This window comes from Halomonas fontilapidosi (assembly GCF_014192285.1).
In the GTDB taxonomy this organism is placed as follows: Bacteria; Pseudomonadota; Gammaproteobacteria; order Pseudomonadales; family Halomonadaceae; genus Halomonas; species Halomonas fontilapidosi.
In genome coordinates this window covers 52,797-69,509 of the sequence record NZ_JACHXQ010000010.1, presented here as the reverse complement: position 1 = coordinate 69,509, position 16,713 = coordinate 52,797, and the positions used below count along the sequence as shown (strand labels likewise).

The following is a 16,713-nucleotide window of genomic DNA, read 5'->3' as shown; positions in this document are numbered from 1 at the left end:
CATCAGCTCCCGGACACGGAGCCGAGGGCACCCAGGCAGTAGTACTTCGTCTCCAGGTACTCGTCGATGCCGGTCACCCCGCCCTCGCGGCCGAGGCCGGAGTGCTTGACGCCGCCGAAGGGCACGGGCGGGCCGGTCATCTTCACCGAGTTCACCGAGACCATGCCGAACTCCAGCGCGCGCATGATCTTCCAGATGCGACGAATATCATGGGTGTAGATATAGGCCGCCAGTCCGTACTCGGTGTCGTTGGCCATCTCGATGACCTGGTCATCGTCGGCGTAGGCGGTGATGCCGGCCACCGGCGCAAAGCTCTCCTCGTGCCAGATCTTCATATCGTGGGTCACATTGGTGAGCAGCACCGGCATGAAGAAGTTCTCGCCCGGCGCCTGGCTCTGATCGCCGGCCACCAAAGTGGCGCCCTTGGAGATGGCGTCGTCGACAATGGCCGCGGCCTTCTCTACCGCCTGGCGATGGATCAGCGGCCCCAGATCGATCTCGCTCTCCAGGCCGTTGCCCACGGTCAGCGCCGCCATGCGCTCGGCAAAGTGCTCGACGAAGGCGTCATGGATCGACTCATGGACCAGGATGCGGTCCGCCGCGAGGCAGTCCTGGCCGGCGGTCTGGAACTTGGCCGCCACGGCGGCAAAGGCCGCCTCCTTGGGGTCCATGTCCGGGCCGACGATAAAAGGCGCGTTGCCACCCAGTTCCAGCGAGACGCGCTTGACGGTGTTGGCACACTGCTCCAGGAGCAGTCGGCCGACCCGCGTGGAGCCGGTGAAGGAGAGCGCCTTGACCCGGTCCTCGGCACACAGGATCTTCGAGACCTCGGCAGGCTCGCCCAGCACCACGTTGAACACGCCGGCCGGGATGCCGGCACGCTCGGCGAGCTCCGCCAGCGCCAGCGCCGAGAACGGCGTCTCGCCGGCCGGCTTGACGATCACCGTGCAACCAGCCGCCATGGCCGCGGCGGCCTTACGGGTGATCATCGCCAGCGGGAAGTTCCAGGGAGTGATCAGCGCGGCAATGCCCACCGGCTCCTTGATGGTGCCCAGTGCCGCATTGGGGATGTGGCTGGGAATGGTCTCGCCGAAGGTGCGTTTGCCCTCCTCGGCGAACCAGCGGACGAAGCTCGCCCCGTACTCCACCTCGCCACGGGCGTCGGGCAACGGCTTACCCTGCTCGAGGGTCATCAGGGTGGCGAGGTCCTCGCGGTGGGCCTGCAAGAGGTCGTACCAGGCCAGCAGGCGCTCGCAGCGCTCGTCGGCACGCAGCGCGCGCCAATGCACGAAGGCAGTCTCGGCGGCATCCACGGCTGCGGTGATCTGGTGGGCTTCCAGCCAGGGAATGTGCCCCAGTGCTTCGCCGGTGGCCGGATCGAACACCGCCTCCTCGCGACCGCCCTCGCCATGGGTCCACTTGCCGTCGACATAGGCATACTGGCGGAACAGGCGTAGATCACTGAGTTTGCTGGACAGAATCTTGCTGGACGGTGTCATGCTGTAGCTCCCCTGACGCACCGGCGCAGATCAGCGCCGGCGATGTTCCGGCGCGGATCTGGGCGCCGAGAAAAAGGACAAAAGGCCGGGCCGCCAGCGATCACATTCCGTGGCGGCTCGATGGTGTCAGGGTACGGGTTTTGACGGGACGGGACTTTTTGTTACCCACGAAAAGCGGCACAGGATTTTTTGTCCTGTGCCGAAAATGTGCGGTTTTTTCTGTGGAGCACGGGGATCAGGCGGGAAGCGTCAGCCCGCTGCCGGGTTGCGCAGTGCCTCCTCGGTGAACACCAGGAGGCCGAGTTCCGGGCGATAGCCATGGATCTCGGTGACATCCAGGGCCTGGAGGAAGTAGAGAATCTCCTCGCTGACCACCTGCCCCGGGACCAGCACGGGAAAGCCCGGCGGATAGGGAATCACGAAGCTTGCCGACACCACGTCGCGGCCGGTGCGCATCTGGGCCTGGAGCTCGCCATTGTCGAAGCGCAGATACTCGGTGTTCTCGTCATCGTAGCTGAGGAAGTAGGCACAGCGGATATCGCCCTCCGGGGTATTGCCGTCGGCGTCGGGCCGGAAGGCTGAATGAAAGCGGCTGAAGTCCGGCAGCGGCGGCAGCTCCTTGGTCAGCGAGTGGACCCGGTTCTCGATGATCTTGCGTTCCGGGCGACTGCTCTCCTCCCAGCGATACTCGAACTCCTTGGCCAGCTTGATCAGCACGTCGAGCAAGTAGGCGATGGAACCGCGGGTGGTGCCGATGTTGGTCATGAATAGCACGGTATTGCGCGAGGTCTTGTTGATCTGGATGCCGTACTTGTTCATCAGGTATTCGTTCTTGAAGGTATCGCCATCGATGCCGGTGGCGCCGATGGCGATAGTGATGCGGCTGGGGTCGACGACGAACTCATCGTTGGCCCAGGCCTCCTCCATCTTGTTCCAGCCGGTAACCGGATCATAGAAGGTCTCGACCCCCGACTGCCGATACTCCAGCGGTACCATGTCCTTGTTGACCAGCACCCGGAAGTACTTCTGCAGCAGCGGATGGGAATAGAGCTGCTCGCGCAGCGAGAGTGCCGCCTCGACCTGGGCGTGCACCAGCTCGAAGCCTTCCATCTCGGCCTGCATGCGCCCCACGTCCAGCGAGGCGATGATCTGGTAGTTGGGCGAGGTCGAGGTATGGGTCATGTAGGCCTCGTGGAAGGGTGCCTCGACCTTCTGGCGATAGTCCTGGTCCCAGACGTGGATCATCGACCCCTGGCGCAGCGAGGTCAGGGTCTTGTGGGTGGAATGGGTGGCATAGGCCCGGATGCGCACCGCGTCGGGGTCGGGCAGCAGCGGCCGGTCGAGCCAGGTGGCATCGTCGTCGGGGTCGAGGGCGTCGAACTCCGCCTTCCAGGCAGCATACTCCTCGCGATAGGCCTCGCTGCGGTAGCGGTCGCGCAGGGTACGCGCGGCATGCATGGCGGTACGCGGGCGATAGGTGGGATTGAAGCCGGCGAAGGCGAACCACGCCTCATCCCACAGGAAGACTAGGTCGGGCTTGATCGCCAGGCACTCCTCCATCACTCGGCGCACGTTGTAGACCACGCCGTCGAAGGTGCAGTTGGTCAGCAACAGCAGCTTGACCTTGTGCAGCTGGCCCGAACGCTTGTACCCAAGCAGCGTCTTCTTGATCTCCTTGAGCGGCACCGCCCCGTACATGGAGTAGTCGTCTAGCGGGTAGGAATCCAGATAGCTGACGTGGGCGCCGGCCAGCACCATGCCGTAGTGGTGGGACTTGTGGCAGTCGCGGTCGATCAGCACGATATCTCGGGGCTTGATCAGCGCCTGCACGACGATCTTGTTGGCGGTGGAGGTGCCGTTGGTGACGAAGAAGCTCTGCCGCGCACCGAAGGCCCGGGCGGCGTACTCCTGAGCCTTCTTGATCGGTCCGTAGGGCTGCAGCAGTGAATCCAGCCCGCCGGAGGTGGCCGAGGTCTCGGCAAGGAAGATATTGATGCCGTAGAAGTCGATCATCTGTCCGGCCCAGTGGGAGCGGGTGATCGACTTGCCCCGCGAGATGGGCATGGCATGGAAAACCCCGGTGGGCTTCTTGCTGTACTCGCGCAGGGCATCGAAGAAGGGGGTGCGATAGCGGTTGTCGATGGCACGCAGGATGGTGTGGTGCTGCTCGATGTAGTCCGTCTCGCGGTAGAAGATGCGATTGAAGTGACGGATATCGCGGCTGGCCGTGGCCTCCACGTCGCCGCTGGTGACCAGGAACTGGTCGATCTCGGGGCGCAGCTCATGGATCATGGTGCTCAGCAAGATGCTGCGCTCGGCCTCGGTCTGGTTCTCGAGCGACTTCTCCGAGAGGCCCTCCAGGTAGCTGCGCAGGGCGCTGAGGTTGTACTTCGACTTGTAGGGGAACTCGTAGCGGATCAGGCAGGCCTGGATGTTGGGATTGACCAGCACCGCGATCAGCGCGTCCTCGAAGCTGCGCACCGTGACCACGTCGTAGACGAAGCGGTCCTCGGGGCGACGCATGTTGTGGAAGGCCTCGCGGACCACTTCCTCTTCCGGCGCCGAGAGGTTGTCGACGATCAGCAGCTCGAAGTAGGGCTGGGCCGAGCTATTCGACGCCGGGTGGCCACGGCGCAGCTGCGCCAGGGCATCGAGGGTCTCGAGGTCCTCGGCATCGGCGTCGGTCTCGCTGAGGTCGACGTGGCGCCGCCGGTAGGACTCACTGATCAGCGCTCGAACGAGGCGCTTGACGACCTTCTCCAGCAGCCCGTACTCCCCACGATCGAACAGCGACCAGAGATGGCGGAAGTCCTCCTTGGAGGGGAAGGCGTGGTAGTCCTCGATGATCTCGAGCCGCGTCAGCTTGATGTCGATGGCCTTGACCAGGTTCTTGGCACGGCTATCGTCTTGCAGGCGCACCAGCTGTCCGAGGTCGCGCTTGAGCGCATTCCAGGTGTCGGCACGCAGCTGGGAGATCTTGTGGTAGAAGCCCAGGGCGGTATAGGGCGTCTCTGTGTGACTGGTCTCTTGCATGGCAACACCTATCCTTGCTTGTTATTGGCGAAGAGCGGCGACCGACCGACGAGTCCGATCACCCGCTATACAACCCGCGTGTGCCGTAGCGCACGGTGATCCGCTCCTCGGGAAAGTCATCGAAACTCATGTTCAGGTTCATGCCGGGCCAGTGAAACTGGGCGCGCCCCGACCGAGGGCGATACACCGCGGTATAGACGGTGCCTAGGCCGCGCCGGTAGTCATGGCGAAACAGCGGCGGGGACGAGAAGGCCTCGATAAGACGCTCCTCGGAAGTGGCCTCGTCGTCCACCAGGATCGACAGCTGACGCTCGCGGATCAGCGTCTCCGAAGCCAGGGCATGGGCGTACCACTCGATCTTCTTCTGGTGGTTGGTGGCCACCGGCACGCGGCGGATACTGGCGCGGCGATCCGGACCGATCATTGCCGTCACGTAACGACCGGCAGCGTCGGCCACGGTGATGTTGTAGGCCATATGGGTGGGCACCCGGGCCAGCACCTCGGCTGCCTCGGGCACCGTGTCGCAGAACTCCAGCAGGTAGCGCAGGATGATCGGCGCGCCAAAGCCTACCCCCACCGCCTTGCGACCGCCGAAGGCCAGCGACACGGCGAGCCCACGATCGTTCATCCCGTCGAGCACGCCCCACAGGCAGTCGGACATGGCGATCACCCGCCGTTCGTTCCATTGCGTGTAGAGAATCGTGCCCTCACACAGCTCCGGCGGGTAATCGTAGTTGCGCGCCAGCACCGTAGAGGTCGGACTGGCCAGCACCGCCTGGGAACAGCCCGTGATGTAGGGTGGCGGCTGGTAGAGGCTCAGGAAACGCGCCGCCAGGTCACCGCCACCGGCCAGGCCGCACAGCGCGCGATAGGTCGGCAGCAGCTCCGGCATGTGCTGACGCAAGGCGTTATAGCAGGCAAGGTATCCCGGCCGCTCACGCTCACCCTCGCTGAGGTACCACTGCTCATAGGCCGGCCAGTGGTACTCGAACAGTGCCTGCCACCGGGCGCCCGCCGTTTCCTCGCGTATGGTGCGAAAATCGAGCATCTTTTCCATGTCGGCCGCCGGCACCTCCCGAGGTGAAGGGGAAAGGTTCCCGGAGCTCACAGGATCTTGAAGTTGCCGCCGCCAACGGCATGGCTCACCGCGACTTCCTCCACGACCGGATCCTGCAGTGACTGGCCGGCATATTGGCCACGAATGCCGTCGATCCACGCCTTGGCGCGCTCGGTGAGCTGGAAGTCGTCATCCATCAAGCGCCCACGGGTGATCAGGATACCCAGATCCGCCCCCTCGTAGCGGAAGTCACCCGCCCCGCTGATGCGCAGGAAGAAGCCCTCGTTATCGTTCTCGGCGGCATGCGGATGATAGCTGTAGTGGTCGTAGCTGATGCTGCCGTCACCGGCCATCTTCCAGACCCCGGTGCGCGGTGCCTTGGTAAGTAGATCGACGCTCTCGTCGGTGTGCTTGATCACCAGCTGGCTCCAGCTGTCGACGCTCTCGGGGTGCGACCAGCGTTCGTTGATCTCGTTGATGTCGAGGTCGAAGTCGACGTCGGAGAACTCCAACAGGTGAAAGAGGAACAGCGGGATGTCGGAGTGGGCAAAGGCGGCCACGTTAGTCAGCGAGCTGGCCCCGGTCACCCGCGGGTTGAGCTCGCCCAGGTAGACCTCGCCGTTGTCCATGTCGATCAGGAAGTCGAGCTCGAAGTAGCCACGGTAGCCTTCCTCGCGCAGTGCCTCACCAAACTGGAAGGTATACTCGCGCGCCTTGTCGCGGATCGACTGGTCGAAGGCACCGGCGAACATCTCGTTGCCGCACCAGCCGCCCTTGTAGGGAGTCAGCGTCTTGAAGCCCACCAGCTCGGTCATCAGCGGTCCTACCACGGTACCACAGCGGGTGGCACAGGCTTCGATGGCCGATCCACGACAGTTGATGCGCTTCATGATCTTGACCTCGGACTCGGCCTCGATCTCCTCAGCGTGCTTGTAGTAGTCGTCCTCGCTGGCGATGAAGAAGGTGGTATGGCCCGAGTCGCCGAAGGCGGTCTGCACCACCAGGTCGTCGCCGAGGTCCTTGCTCACCTCGCACAGCTCCTGATAGCTGCCCACCTTGGCCAGCACGTTGGGCACGCTGGGCACCCCCGCCTTGTTGCCGATGCGCACGGTCTCGATCTTGTTGTCCATGCGATTTCTCAGCGCCGCCGGCGGGAAGGCCACGCGCAGGCCGAGCTGCTTGCAGACCTCTTCGGTGTGCTCATCGAACATCAGGAAGGCGGCAACGCCGGCATTCTCGCCGTCCGCCCGCGACTGGATGAAGTCGATCACCTCCTTGTGCTCAAGGAGGTAGTTGTTGATGTCCTCAATGCTCTCGAAGTCGCGGGGAAACTTCTCCTTGGGCACGAAGACATTGCGCTGCTGACCCTCGAAGCAGTCGATATAGTTGATGTGGCGGAAGTTACCCACCCAGTCGCCGATCCCCAGCAGATTGAAGTTGGTGGCCGAGATGAAGTAGATCGGCTCCTTGTTGTTGAGAAAGTGGCGGCGGACATCGGCAATGGTTGTTATTTTGCTCATCGTGGTCGCTCCATCGGTGACGGGTGAGGCGCCGGGCGCCTGGTGCGCGGCAGGGGCCGCAGGCGGGTTGCGGAACAGGCGGCGCAGCATTCGAATCAGTGGCTCCAGCATGGAATCTCCTCTTCACTGCACCGCCCGCGGGCGAAGGATCAATATTCCTCGATGTCGGCGCGCAGCGGCTTCTGCAGCGGGCCGAGCGTATCGAGGAAGGGGGACGAGCCGTTTTCGCTGCGGTAGAGCGGGAAGTCGACGGACCGGTCACGAAAGCTCTTGAGTGGCTGGCCAAGGCCGCGCAGGCCGGTCTCGCGTTCGCGACGCACGCGGTGCAGGTCGACCTCGATGGGCATGACCTCTTCGCCGGTACCGGCCTGGTGAATGACGTCACCGGAGGGGCCGACCACGATCGACCGACCGTTGCCGAGGGCGCCAGCGCCGTTGATATCGAAGAAAAAGCACTGATTGACCGCCGCATTGGTACGGGCAATGGACAACTCGATATCGCGGTCGATGGTGTCGGTCATGGTCGGGTGCAGGATCACCTCGGCCCCCATGGCGGCCAGCGTACGGGTGGTCTCGGGGAACCACATGTCGTAGCAGATCGAGACGCCGAAACGCGCCACGTTGGGCACGTCAAACGTCACGAATTCGCTGCCGCTTTCCACGCCGGCCTCGTACGGACGGAAGGGGAACATCTTGCGGTAGCGGGCCACTACCTGGCCGTGGGGATTGATCACCGAGAGGGTATTGAAGACACCGTCGTCGGTCTGCTCGAACATCGAGCCCGGGATCAGCCAGATGCGATGCTGCTCGGCGATCTGGCAGAACAGGGCCTCGGTGCTGCTGGGCATCGCCTGGGCGTGGTGCGGCGAGGCCCCCATGGGCATCAGTTCGCTGAACAGGACCATCTGCACCTGAGGGAAACGGCTCATCAGCACGTCGATCCGGTGGCGCATGGCCTCGGTGTTGTCACCATGGTGCAGAGCGTGCATCTGCACACCGGCAATCGTGAAATAGGACATCGTGGTCTCTCTACGTCAGGCGATCTCGGAAACTTCCAGGGCGCTGTCGACTATCGATCAGACATGACCGGCACCATCGGGAGCATGCCGGCGGGATCGCCCGGCCGGGTGAGCAACGGCCCACCCACTGTCATCAGCTTATGCCACAAGGGCGGAGGTGACATCAACGCTGAAATTTCGCTCGATCGGAAAAGGGGATCAGGCCAGGTCTTCTGGCGAAACGCCGGGGACCGGACATTTTACCGCCTTGGTGACGATATAGGTGAAGTAACGTTCGATGCCGGCCTCTCCGGTCAGCCAGGCATCCATCCGCCGCTGATAGGCATCGATGGAGTCGGCCTCGAACTTGATCAGATAGTCGACGCCACCGCCCACGGCCACGCACTCGGTGACCTCGGGGGTAGCATGAACCAGCGCCTCGAAGCGAGCAAAGCTCTCGGCATTGTGGGCCTTGAGCTCGATCTGCACCCACACTGGCGTGCGGCGCACCAGCGCCGCGGTATTGATACGAGCACTGTAGCCCTCGATGATGCCGGCCTTCTCCAGTCGGCGAACCCGCTCCCAGCAGGGGCTGACCGAGAGGTTGATCGCCTCGGCCAGCTTGGACTTGGTGATGCGGCCATCCCGGGAGAGGATTTCGAGGATCTTCAGATCATAGCGGTCGAGTTTCATGGGTATCCCGGCATCGTCAGCCCAGCGAGTCGACCACATCGGCAATCACCGCGATGGTGTCACCCATGTTAACCAGCGCCGGATGACGGCGTGCCGCCAGCACGCCGCTGCGTCCGGCACAATAGTCCACCGGCGCGGTGCCGCTGCGCGTCTGATCATAGACCCGGGCCACCACATCGCCCTTCTCGACCGGCTCGCCCAAGGCGAAACAGAGCTCCAGCACGCCAGAGTGCTCGCTCTGCACATAGCAACTGGCATCGGGCATGTCGAGATAGACCTGGGGCTCGGCTGGCATTTCCACCTCGCCGACCATCAGTCCATAGTGGATCAGGAAATTGCGCACGCCACGCTCGGTGATCGCCATGCTGTCCGGCGTGGAAGTGCCGCCGCCACCGAGTTCGGTGGCCACGAAGATCTTGCCCTGACTCTCTACCGCGGTGTCGAACAGTGCCGCGGCGTCGAGTTCGAACATCATCATGGCATAGGGCGCAGCGAAGGCCTTGGTGCCCTCGAGGGCCTGTCGCTGCTGCTCCGGGTCGTCCAGCACGTGGGAGGCGCCGAAGGGGATGATGTCCAACGTTCGCCCGCCTGAGTGCAGGTCGAGCACCACGTCACTCATCGGCACCATCACGCGGGTGAAGTAGTCGGCGATCTTCTCGGTCACGCTGCCGTCCGGATGACCGGGGAAGCTGCGGTTGAGGTTGCCGCCGTCGAGGCCGGAGGTACGCTTGCCGGCCATCACCGCGGGCTGGTTCATGCACGGCACGATGATCACCCGGCCGCGAACATCCTCAGCGGACAGCGAGCTCGATAGCTTGAGCAGCGAGGTGATGCCCTCGTACTCGTCACCGTGATTGCCGCCGGTGAGCAGCGCCGTCGGCCCCTCGCCGTTCTTGACCACGGTGACGGGGATCATCACCGCTCCCCAGGCAGAATCATCCACGGAGATCGGCAGCTTGAGGAAACCGTGCTGGACGCCGTCGACGTCGAAGTCGACGGTGGCGGAAATGGGGCTGGGACGCTTGGTCATGGTGTACAACTCCTTGTTCTCATATGGCATCGGCGTGGTGGCCCTGATGCCACTCGGGGCTGATCTGGCGGCAGATCTTCGAGGGGGCGCTGTGAACCCATCCCTGGGCGCTACCGACGCCATCCCTGGCGTAGGACCCCCTCTCCGATCTGCCCCCAGCGCCCCTCGTTGTTCATTGCAGCAATCTTGGATTCTGTTTGTTCAGCGCACGAAGAGCTGGCGAGGGAAGTCGGCCAGGGTCTCGCAGCCGGTCTCGGTGATCAGGATGCTCTCGGTGATCTCCAGGCCCCAGTCGTCTTCCCACAGGCCCGGCATGAAGTGGAAGGTCATGCCGGGCTGCAGGATGGTCTCGTCCGAGGGACGCAGGCTCATGGTGCGCTCGCCCCAGTCCGGGGGATAGCTGATGCCGATGGGATAGCCACAGCGCGCACCGCCGCGGTCGAAGCCGTACTTGTCCATGGCCGCACCCAGCGCCATGGCGATGTCTGCGGTGCGATTGCCCGGCTTGGCGACCGCCAGGCCATTCTCGATGCCCTCGAGCAGTGCCGATTCGGCGCGCACGAACTCCTGGGGCGGCCTGCCCAGGAAGACGGTGCGCGACATCGGCGCATGGTAGCGCTTGAAGACCCCGGCGATCTCGAAGAAGGTCCCCTCACCCTCGCGAAACGGCGTGTCGTCCCAGGTCAGGTGCGGGGCGGCAGCGTCACTGCCGGTGGGCAGCATGGGCACGATGGCCGGATAGTCGCCGCCAAAGACCTTGCCGTGCTCATCTTTCCAGCCTTCGATGCCGACCCGGTAGATCTCCGACACCAGCTTGCTCTTGGGCAGGCCCGGCTCGATCACTTCCAGGATTCGTGTGTGCATGCCCTCGACGATCTTGGCCGCTACGCGCATGTACTCGACTTCCTGGGGCGACTTGACCGCGCGACACCAGTTGACCAGCGAGTTGGCGTCCATGAAGCGCGCATGGGGCAGTTCGCGGAGCAGGCTCTGGTAGGCCTTGGCCGAGAAATAGTAGTTGTCCATCTCCATGCCCACCACGCCCTCGTGCCACCCGCGGTCGGGCAGGATCGTCTGAGCGAGGTAGTCCATGGGGTGCATATCCGGATTCTGCACGTAGTAATCCGGGTAGTAGGTGATGTTGTCCGGATCGATCCAGCAGGTGCGCAGGGCCCCGTTGGCGTCCATCCGGCGGCCATACCACACCGGCTCACCCTCCAGGCCCACCAGCACGCACTGATGGACATAGAAGGACCAGCCGTCGTAGCCGGTCAACCAGGCCATGTTGGAGGGGTCGCTGACGATCAGCACGTCGATACCACGGCTGGCCATCTCGGCACGCACCTTCCACAAGCGGGTCGCATATTCCTCACGAGTGAAGGGCAGGGAAACCTGGATCATGAAGCCACTCGCCATCGCATCATCAAGTAAATCGGCCCTCTCTGCGGCGAGAGGGCCGGACCGGGGGTAACCTTCACTGCCGTATGGCGATCGGCGCTGTGCCGGGCCAGGCGGCAACGGGGGTCGCGTTGCTCGATCCGCGACTCGAGGTTACTGCTAACCCATGGTAGGCGGTCAAGCATTTCCTGATGTGCCATGAGGCTTGTCGATGGGCAGCCCCGCTCCCATGATGACGCATGGTCATTCAGGAGGAGGAGCCATGAAGGTTCTCGTACATAGCGACGACGCCGAGCAGTGGCGTGAGGCCTTGGCCGAACGCCTGCCGGATGCCGAGGTGTTCACCAGCAGTGCCCCGGCCGAGAAACGCCGCGAGGCGGACTATCTGGCGGTGTGGAAGCCGTCCGCCGACCTGCTCCGCGAACCCGAGCGACTCAAGGGTATCGTCAATCTCGGTGCCGGCGTCGATGCCCTGCTGAGCAATCCCGGTCTGCCCCGGGACGTGCCGATTGTCAAACTGCGCGACGCCGGCATGGCCGAGCTGATCGGCGACTACGTGCGCTACGGCATCCTGCACTTCCAGCGTGACTTCGACCGCTATCGCCGCCAGCAGGCACGCCGCGAATGGCGCGAGCATTCGGTGGTCGACAAGGGCGACTGGCCGGTGGGCGTGCTGGGCCTCGGCGCGATCGGCGCGAAGGTCGCCGCCATGATTGCCGCCGACGGCTTCCCGGTGCATGGCTGGAGCCGCTCGGCCAAGTCGCTGGACGACATCCATTGTCACCATGGCGAGGACGGCCTCGGCGAGGTGCTGGACCAGGCCATGAGCCTGGTATTGCTGCTGCCGGATACGTCCGCGACGCGCCATATCATCGATACGGACACCCTGGCGCGGCTGCCCGAGGGGGCCAGCCTGATCAACCCGGGGCGTGGCACCCTGATCGACGAGGCCGCACTGCTCAACGCCCTGGGCCCGGATGAAGATCGTGAGGGCCGGCTGCGCGGGGCGCTGCTCGACGCCTTCCCCACGGAACCCCTGCCCGACGAGAGTCCGCTATGGTCGCACCCGCGGGTCTGGGTCACCCCCCACATGGCCGGCCCGACCCCTCTGGGCGAGGCGCTGGACCAGGTGGCCGAGGCACTGCAGGCCTTCGAGGCAGGGGCCCCCCTCGAGACCATCGACCCCGAGGCCGGTTATTGACCCCCACCCTTCAACAAGCGACGGGGAGGCCTTACGCTGAAAGAGACGATACCCAACGACCTCCAGGAAGGTGCGCAATGACCACAACAGTGAACTATGGCTCACGCGACGTGCTGCTCGTCGTCGATATGCAGAACGACTTCTGCGAAGGCGGCGCACTGGGCGTCGAGGGCGGCGCGGCGCTGGTGCCCGGCATCAATGCCGAGATCGAGGCGGCCCGCGCTGCCGGCGCCATGGTGGTTGCCTCGCGGGACTGGCACCCCGTCGACCACGTCAGTTTCACGCATCGCGGCGGCCCCTGGCCGGTTCACTGCGTGCAGGACACACCGGGCGCCGCCTTCCATCCCGACCTGACCCTTCCCGAGGATGTCATTCGCGTCAGCAAGGCCACCGCCTTCAATGCCGATGCTTACTCCGCCTTCGACGGCACGGGACTCGGCGGCTACCTGCAGGAGAAGGGTATCGAGCGGGTGATCGTCTGCGGCCTGGCGCTGGATGTCTGTGTCCATGCCACGGTACTGGCGGCCAGTCGGGAAGGCTTCACCACCTTGTTGCTGGAGGCGCTATCCGCCGCGGTCGACCCCGAAGCCATCGAGGCGTGCCACCGTGACTTCGAGGAAGCCGGAGTCGAGGTGCGTACATGAGCGAGCCGATTCCCCTGCAGGTCGAGGAGGGCGAGCTGGCCCTGCTCACCGACCTCTACCAGCTGACCATGACCCAGGCCTACTGGAAGGAGGCGATGCACGAGCGGGCCACCTTCAGCCTGTTCTTTCGCAAGATGCCGCCCACGCGACGTTTCATGCTGGCCTGCGGCCAGCAGCATGCCGCGGCACTGCTCAGCCGCTTGCGCTTCGGCGACCAGGCCCTCGAGCGCCTGGCCGATACCGGGCAGTTCGATCAGGGCTTTCTCGACTGGCTGAGCAACTGGCGCTTCGAGGGCGACATCTGGGCCCTTCCGGAGGGTACCCCGGTGTTTGCCAATGAGCCGCTGCTGGAAGTGGACGCGCCCATCGCCCAGGCCCAACTGCTCGAGAGCCTGGTGATGAACCTGGTGCAGCCGGAAACCGTGCTCGCCTCCAAGGCGGTACGCATCGTGATGGCGGCTCGCGGTCGCCCGGTGGTGGATTTCGGCATGCGCCGCATGCATGGCGTGGATGCCGCGATGCGGGGCGTGCGCGCCTACCGCACCGCGGGACTGGCCGGGACCAGCAACGTGCTCGGCGGCCTGCGCCATGACCTGGCGATCAACGGCACCATGGCGCACAGCTATATCCTCGCCCACGACGACGAGCGAGAGGCCTTCCGTGCCTTCGCGCGGCTCTACCCCGGCACCACCCTGCTGGTGGACACCCACGACACCCTGGAGGGGGTTCGCAAGGTAATCGAGATCATGCGCGAGGAGCCCGAGCTCGGCGTCAAGTCCATCCGCCTCGATTCCGGCGACCTGGGCGAACTGGCCAAGGGCGCACGCCAGTTGCTCGACGAGGCCGGGCACGACGACATCACCATCGTCGCCAGCAGCGGCCTTGACGAGTTCAAGATCGCCGCCCTGCTCGAGGACGGCGCGCCCATCGATGCCTTCGGCGTCGGCACTCAGATGGGCGTGTCGGCGGACGCGCCGGTGATCGACCTTTCCTACAAACTGGTCGAGTATGCCGGCACGCCGCGGGTCAAGCACTCGCCGGGCAAGATCAATCTGCCCTGCCGCAAACAGGTATATCGCCGCCGGGACGAACAGGGCCGCTTTGTCGGCGATATCATTGCCCTGCGTGACGAGGCCATCGACGACGGAGAACCTCAGCTGCGGCCACTGGTACGAGCGGGGCGGCTCGATGAGGACGAGATGGCCCTGGCCGACCAGGCTCGCGAGCGGGCCGCGGATGCCCTCGAATGCTTCCCCGAGGGCGTCAGACAACTCGCGGAGGGTGAGAGCGACTACCCCGTCACGCTCAGCCCGGAGCTCGAGCGTCTGCAGTCTCGATCCTGAGCGACCAACCGGTTAACGCGCGCAACCCGCGCAACGCAACAGGGCACGGCGCATTGGCGCCGTGCCCTGGTTCGTGATCACTGCTTGCCCGGCGGCACTGGCCCTCGCCGGGCGCGACGCTTAGAGCGGCTGCTTGGTCGGGCGGATGATCAGCTCGTTGACGTCGACGTCCGCCGGCTGCTCGATAGCATAGACGATCGCGCGGGCGATAGCGTCGGCATCGATGGCCATCTCGTAGAGCTCATTCACGTTCTGCGCGGTATCAGGATCACTGATGGTAGTGGTCAGCTCGGTGGCTACCGCGCCCGGCGAGATGTTGGTGGAACGGATCTCCTCGCCGCCCTCCTGGCGAATGCCCTCGGAGAGCGCCTTGACCGCATACTTGGTGGCGCTGTAGACGGCCGAGGCGGGAAAGACCACATGGCCCGCCACCGACGAGAGGTTGATGATGTGTCCGGCATGCTGCTCGCGCATGGTCGGCAGCACGGCGGCGAGGCCGTAAAGCACTCCCTTGATGTTGACGTCGACCATCTGCTCCCACTCGTCGACCTTGAGCTGGTCGAGCGGTGAGAGCGGCATCAGGCCCGCATTGTTGACCAGCACGTCGATGCGGCCATAGGCCTGCTTGGCGGCGCTGGCCAGGGCCTCGACCTGATCGCGGTCGGTCACGTCGGTGACCTGATAGATGGCCTCGCCGCCCTGTTCGACGATGGCATCGCGCAGGGACTGCAGGCGTTCCTCACGGCGAGCGCCGAGCACCAGCTTGGCGCCGCCCTTGGCCAGACGATGGGCGGTGGCTTCGCCCAGGCCGCTGCTGGCCCCGGTAATGATCACGACCTTGCCATGGATCTCGGACATGGACTCTTCTCCTCTGGATTGCATCGGGTTATAAGGCCCGCGGTTGCCGCGACCGAAGGCTCTGAGGCTTCACGCCGGCTGCTCGGCCAGTCTCGAATCGTCTGGCGTCGCAGCGGCGACAATGAAATGCCGGAAAGCGTTCTTTCCGGATCGCTTTTTTAGACCAGTCTACTAGTTGCCAAACACGGTTAGACGAAGACGCGGGCAGGAAATCAATCGACCGCGGGAAGCTCGCTGTCCAGTACCTGGCGAAACAGAATCGCCTCGAAGGAGTCCATGGGCGCCAGCGACTTGACGGTCTTGGCACGCAGGATGGCACCTTCCCAGCCGGCCATGATGAAGCCTGCCAGCGCCTCGGCATCGAGCTCATGCGGCACCTCGCCGGCGCGGCGAGCCTCTTCGAGGCAGGCAACCAGCCGCCGCTCCCAGGCCCGGAACACCTGATCCAATCGGGCTCGGAAGACCTCGCTGCGCGCCGAAAGCTCTTGGCCCAGGTTGCCGATCAGACAACCACGGGCATGATCGCAGGAGAGCATGTCGGCCTTGCCGGCGGCGAAGTAGCGACGCAGGCGCACGAGTGGCGCCGCGTCGGTGGACTCGAAGATCGCCGCCAGACGTGCATCATACTGCTCGGCAAAGGCGTCGATCACGGCGAGGCCGAAGTCCTCCTTGCTGGCGAAATAGTGATAGAAGGACCCCTTGGGGACCCCGGCACGACTAAGCACCGCGTTGATCCCGGTGGCGTTGAAGCCCTGCTCGGCAATCAGGTCGGCGCCGATCTCGATCAGCTTGTCACGGGTGGCGTGCGTCTTCATGCCGGCCAGATTAGACCAGTCGTCTAGTGACGTCAAACCGCCGTGCCATGCGGTCTCAGTCGAGCATGGCGGCGAAACGCTTGAGCCAGGCAGGGTGAGCCGGCCAGGCGGGGGCGCTAACCAGCTTGCCGCTGGCCACCGCCTCATCGACGTTGATCTCCGCATAGTCGCCGCCGGCCAGGCGCACTTCCGGCGCACAGGCCGGATAGGCCGAGACCCGATACCCCTCGAGGGAGACCGCCGCGGCCAGCAGCTGGGCGCCATGGCAGATGGCCGCCACCGGCTTGTCATGGTCGAAGAAGTGACGAACCATCTCCAGCACCCGCTCGTCGAGGCGCAGGTACTCCGGCGCACGCCCGCCGGGAACGACCAGCCCATCGTAGTCGGCGACCTCCACCTCGGCGAAGGTGGCATTCAGGGTGAAGTCGTGGCCGGGCTTCTCGGAGTAGGTCTGGTCGCCCTCGAAGTCATGAATAGCGGTACGCACCTTGTCGCCCTCGCGCTTGTCGGGACATACCGCATCGACCGAGTGGCCCATGGCCTGCAAGGCCTGGAAGGGCACCATGATCTCGTAGTCCTCGACATAGTCACCGGCGATCAGCAATAGTCTGGCCATGGTAGTCT

14 protein-coding genes are annotated in these 16,713 nt (G+C 64.5%); 3 read left to right on the top strand and 11 right to left on the bottom strand.

The window, feature by feature from the left end; all coding sequences use genetic code 11:
- Nucleotides 1-2 precede the first annotated feature (2 nt).
- The 8 genes from FHR95_RS13770 to doeA form a co-directional block, all read right to left on the bottom strand.
- The gene (locus tag FHR95_RS13770; RefSeq protein WP_040184585.1) at nt 3-1,499 is read right to left on the bottom strand and encodes an NAD-dependent succinate-semialdehyde dehydrogenase; all 1,497 of its coding nucleotides are present in this window, start codon (nt 1,497-1,499) and stop codon (nt 3-5) included.
- A 249-nt stretch (nt 1,500-1,748) separates the two neighbouring features.
- Nucleotides 1,749-4,532: an aminotransferase class I/II-fold pyridoxal phosphate-dependent enzyme gene (locus FHR95_RS13765; protein WP_183314842.1), complete on the bottom strand. Its 2,784-nt coding sequence runs from the start codon at nt 4,530-4,532 to the stop codon at nt 1,749-1,751.
- Between the two features lie 58 nt (nt 4,533-4,590).
- Nucleotides 4,591-5,589 carry a C45 family autoproteolytic acyltransferase/hydrolase gene (locus tag FHR95_RS13760; protein ID WP_246378600.1) on the bottom strand — a complete coding sequence of 333 codons (999 nt, stop codon included), beginning with the start codon at nt 5,587-5,589 and terminating at the stop codon, nt 4,591-4,593.
- Nucleotides 5,590-5,636: 47 nt separating this feature from the next.
- Entirely contained in the window at nt 5,637-7,109 is a 1,473-nt protein-coding gene (locus tag FHR95_RS13755; RefSeq protein WP_040184629.1) for a biotin carboxylase, read from the bottom strand.
- A gap of 149 nt (nt 7,110-7,258) precedes the next feature.
- Nucleotides 7,259-8,128 (bottom strand): carbon-nitrogen hydrolase family protein, encoded by an 870-nt coding sequence (locus FHR95_RS13750; RefSeq protein WP_179862011.1) that lies wholly within the window; start codon nt 8,126-8,128, stop codon nt 7,259-7,261.
- A 198-nt stretch (nt 8,129-8,326) separates the two neighbouring features.
- Nucleotides 8,327-8,800 (bottom strand): Lrp/AsnC family transcriptional regulator, encoded by a 474-nt coding sequence (locus FHR95_RS13745; RefSeq protein ID WP_040184582.1) that lies wholly within the window; start codon nt 8,798-8,800, stop codon nt 8,327-8,329.
- Nucleotides 8,801-8,816: 16 nt separating this feature from the next.
- On the bottom strand, nt 8,817-9,830 hold the full coding sequence (gene doeB, locus FHR95_RS13740) for a N(2)-acetyl-L-2,4-diaminobutanoate deacetylase DoeB (protein ID WP_183314841.1): 1,014 nt from the start codon (nt 9,828-9,830) through the stop codon (nt 8,817-8,819).
- Between the two features lie 201 nt (nt 9,831-10,031).
- The gene (gene doeA, locus FHR95_RS13735) at nt 10,032-11,231 is read right to left on the bottom strand and encodes an ectoine hydrolase DoeA (protein ID WP_040184628.1); all 1,200 of its coding nucleotides are present in this window, start codon (nt 11,229-11,231) and stop codon (nt 10,032-10,034) included.
- Nucleotides 11,232-11,490: 259 nt separating this feature from the next.
- Between doeA and FHR95_RS13730 the strand changes: the two genes are divergently transcribed.
- The 3 genes from FHR95_RS13730 (at nt 11,491) to FHR95_RS13720 (ending at nt 14,416) form a co-directional block, all read left to right on the top strand.
- Entirely contained in the window at nt 11,491-12,429 is a 939-nt protein-coding gene (locus tag FHR95_RS13730; RefSeq protein ID WP_183314840.1) for a 2-hydroxyacid dehydrogenase, read from the top strand.
- Nucleotides 12,430-12,506: 77 nt separating this feature from the next.
- Nucleotides 12,507-13,073 (top strand): nicotinamidase, encoded by a 567-nt coding sequence (locus tag FHR95_RS13725; RefSeq protein ID WP_040184579.1) that lies wholly within the window; start codon nt 12,507-12,509, stop codon nt 13,071-13,073.
- Nucleotides 13,070-14,416: a nicotinate phosphoribosyltransferase gene (locus tag FHR95_RS13720; RefSeq protein WP_183314839.1), complete on the top strand. Its 1,347-nt coding sequence runs from the start codon at nt 13,070-13,072 to the stop codon at nt 14,414-14,416. Before FHR95_RS13725 ends, FHR95_RS13720 begins: the two co-directional genes overlap by 4 nt.
- 120 nt (nt 14,417-14,536) lie before the next feature.
- On the opposite strand, the gene FHR95_RS13715 is transcribed toward FHR95_RS13720, so the two are convergent.
- From FHR95_RS13715 to FHR95_RS13705, 3 genes are all read right to left on the bottom strand, one after another.
- A complete protein-coding gene (locus FHR95_RS13715) occupies nt 14,537-15,274 on the bottom strand; it encodes an SDR family oxidoreductase (protein ID WP_040184577.1) in 738 nt (245 codons plus the stop codon).
- A gap of 212 nt (nt 15,275-15,486) precedes the next feature.
- Complete coding sequence (locus FHR95_RS13710; RefSeq protein WP_183314838.1) at nt 15,487-16,089, bottom strand: TetR/AcrR family transcriptional regulator; 603 nt, start codon at nt 16,087-16,089, stop codon at nt 15,487-15,489.
- Between the two features lie 55 nt (nt 16,090-16,144).
- The gene (locus tag FHR95_RS13705; RefSeq protein ID WP_040184574.1) at nt 16,145-16,705 is read right to left on the bottom strand and encodes a DJ-1/PfpI family protein; all 561 of its coding nucleotides are present in this window, start codon (nt 16,703-16,705) and stop codon (nt 16,145-16,147) included.
- Nucleotides 16,706-16,713 lie beyond the last annotated feature (8 nt).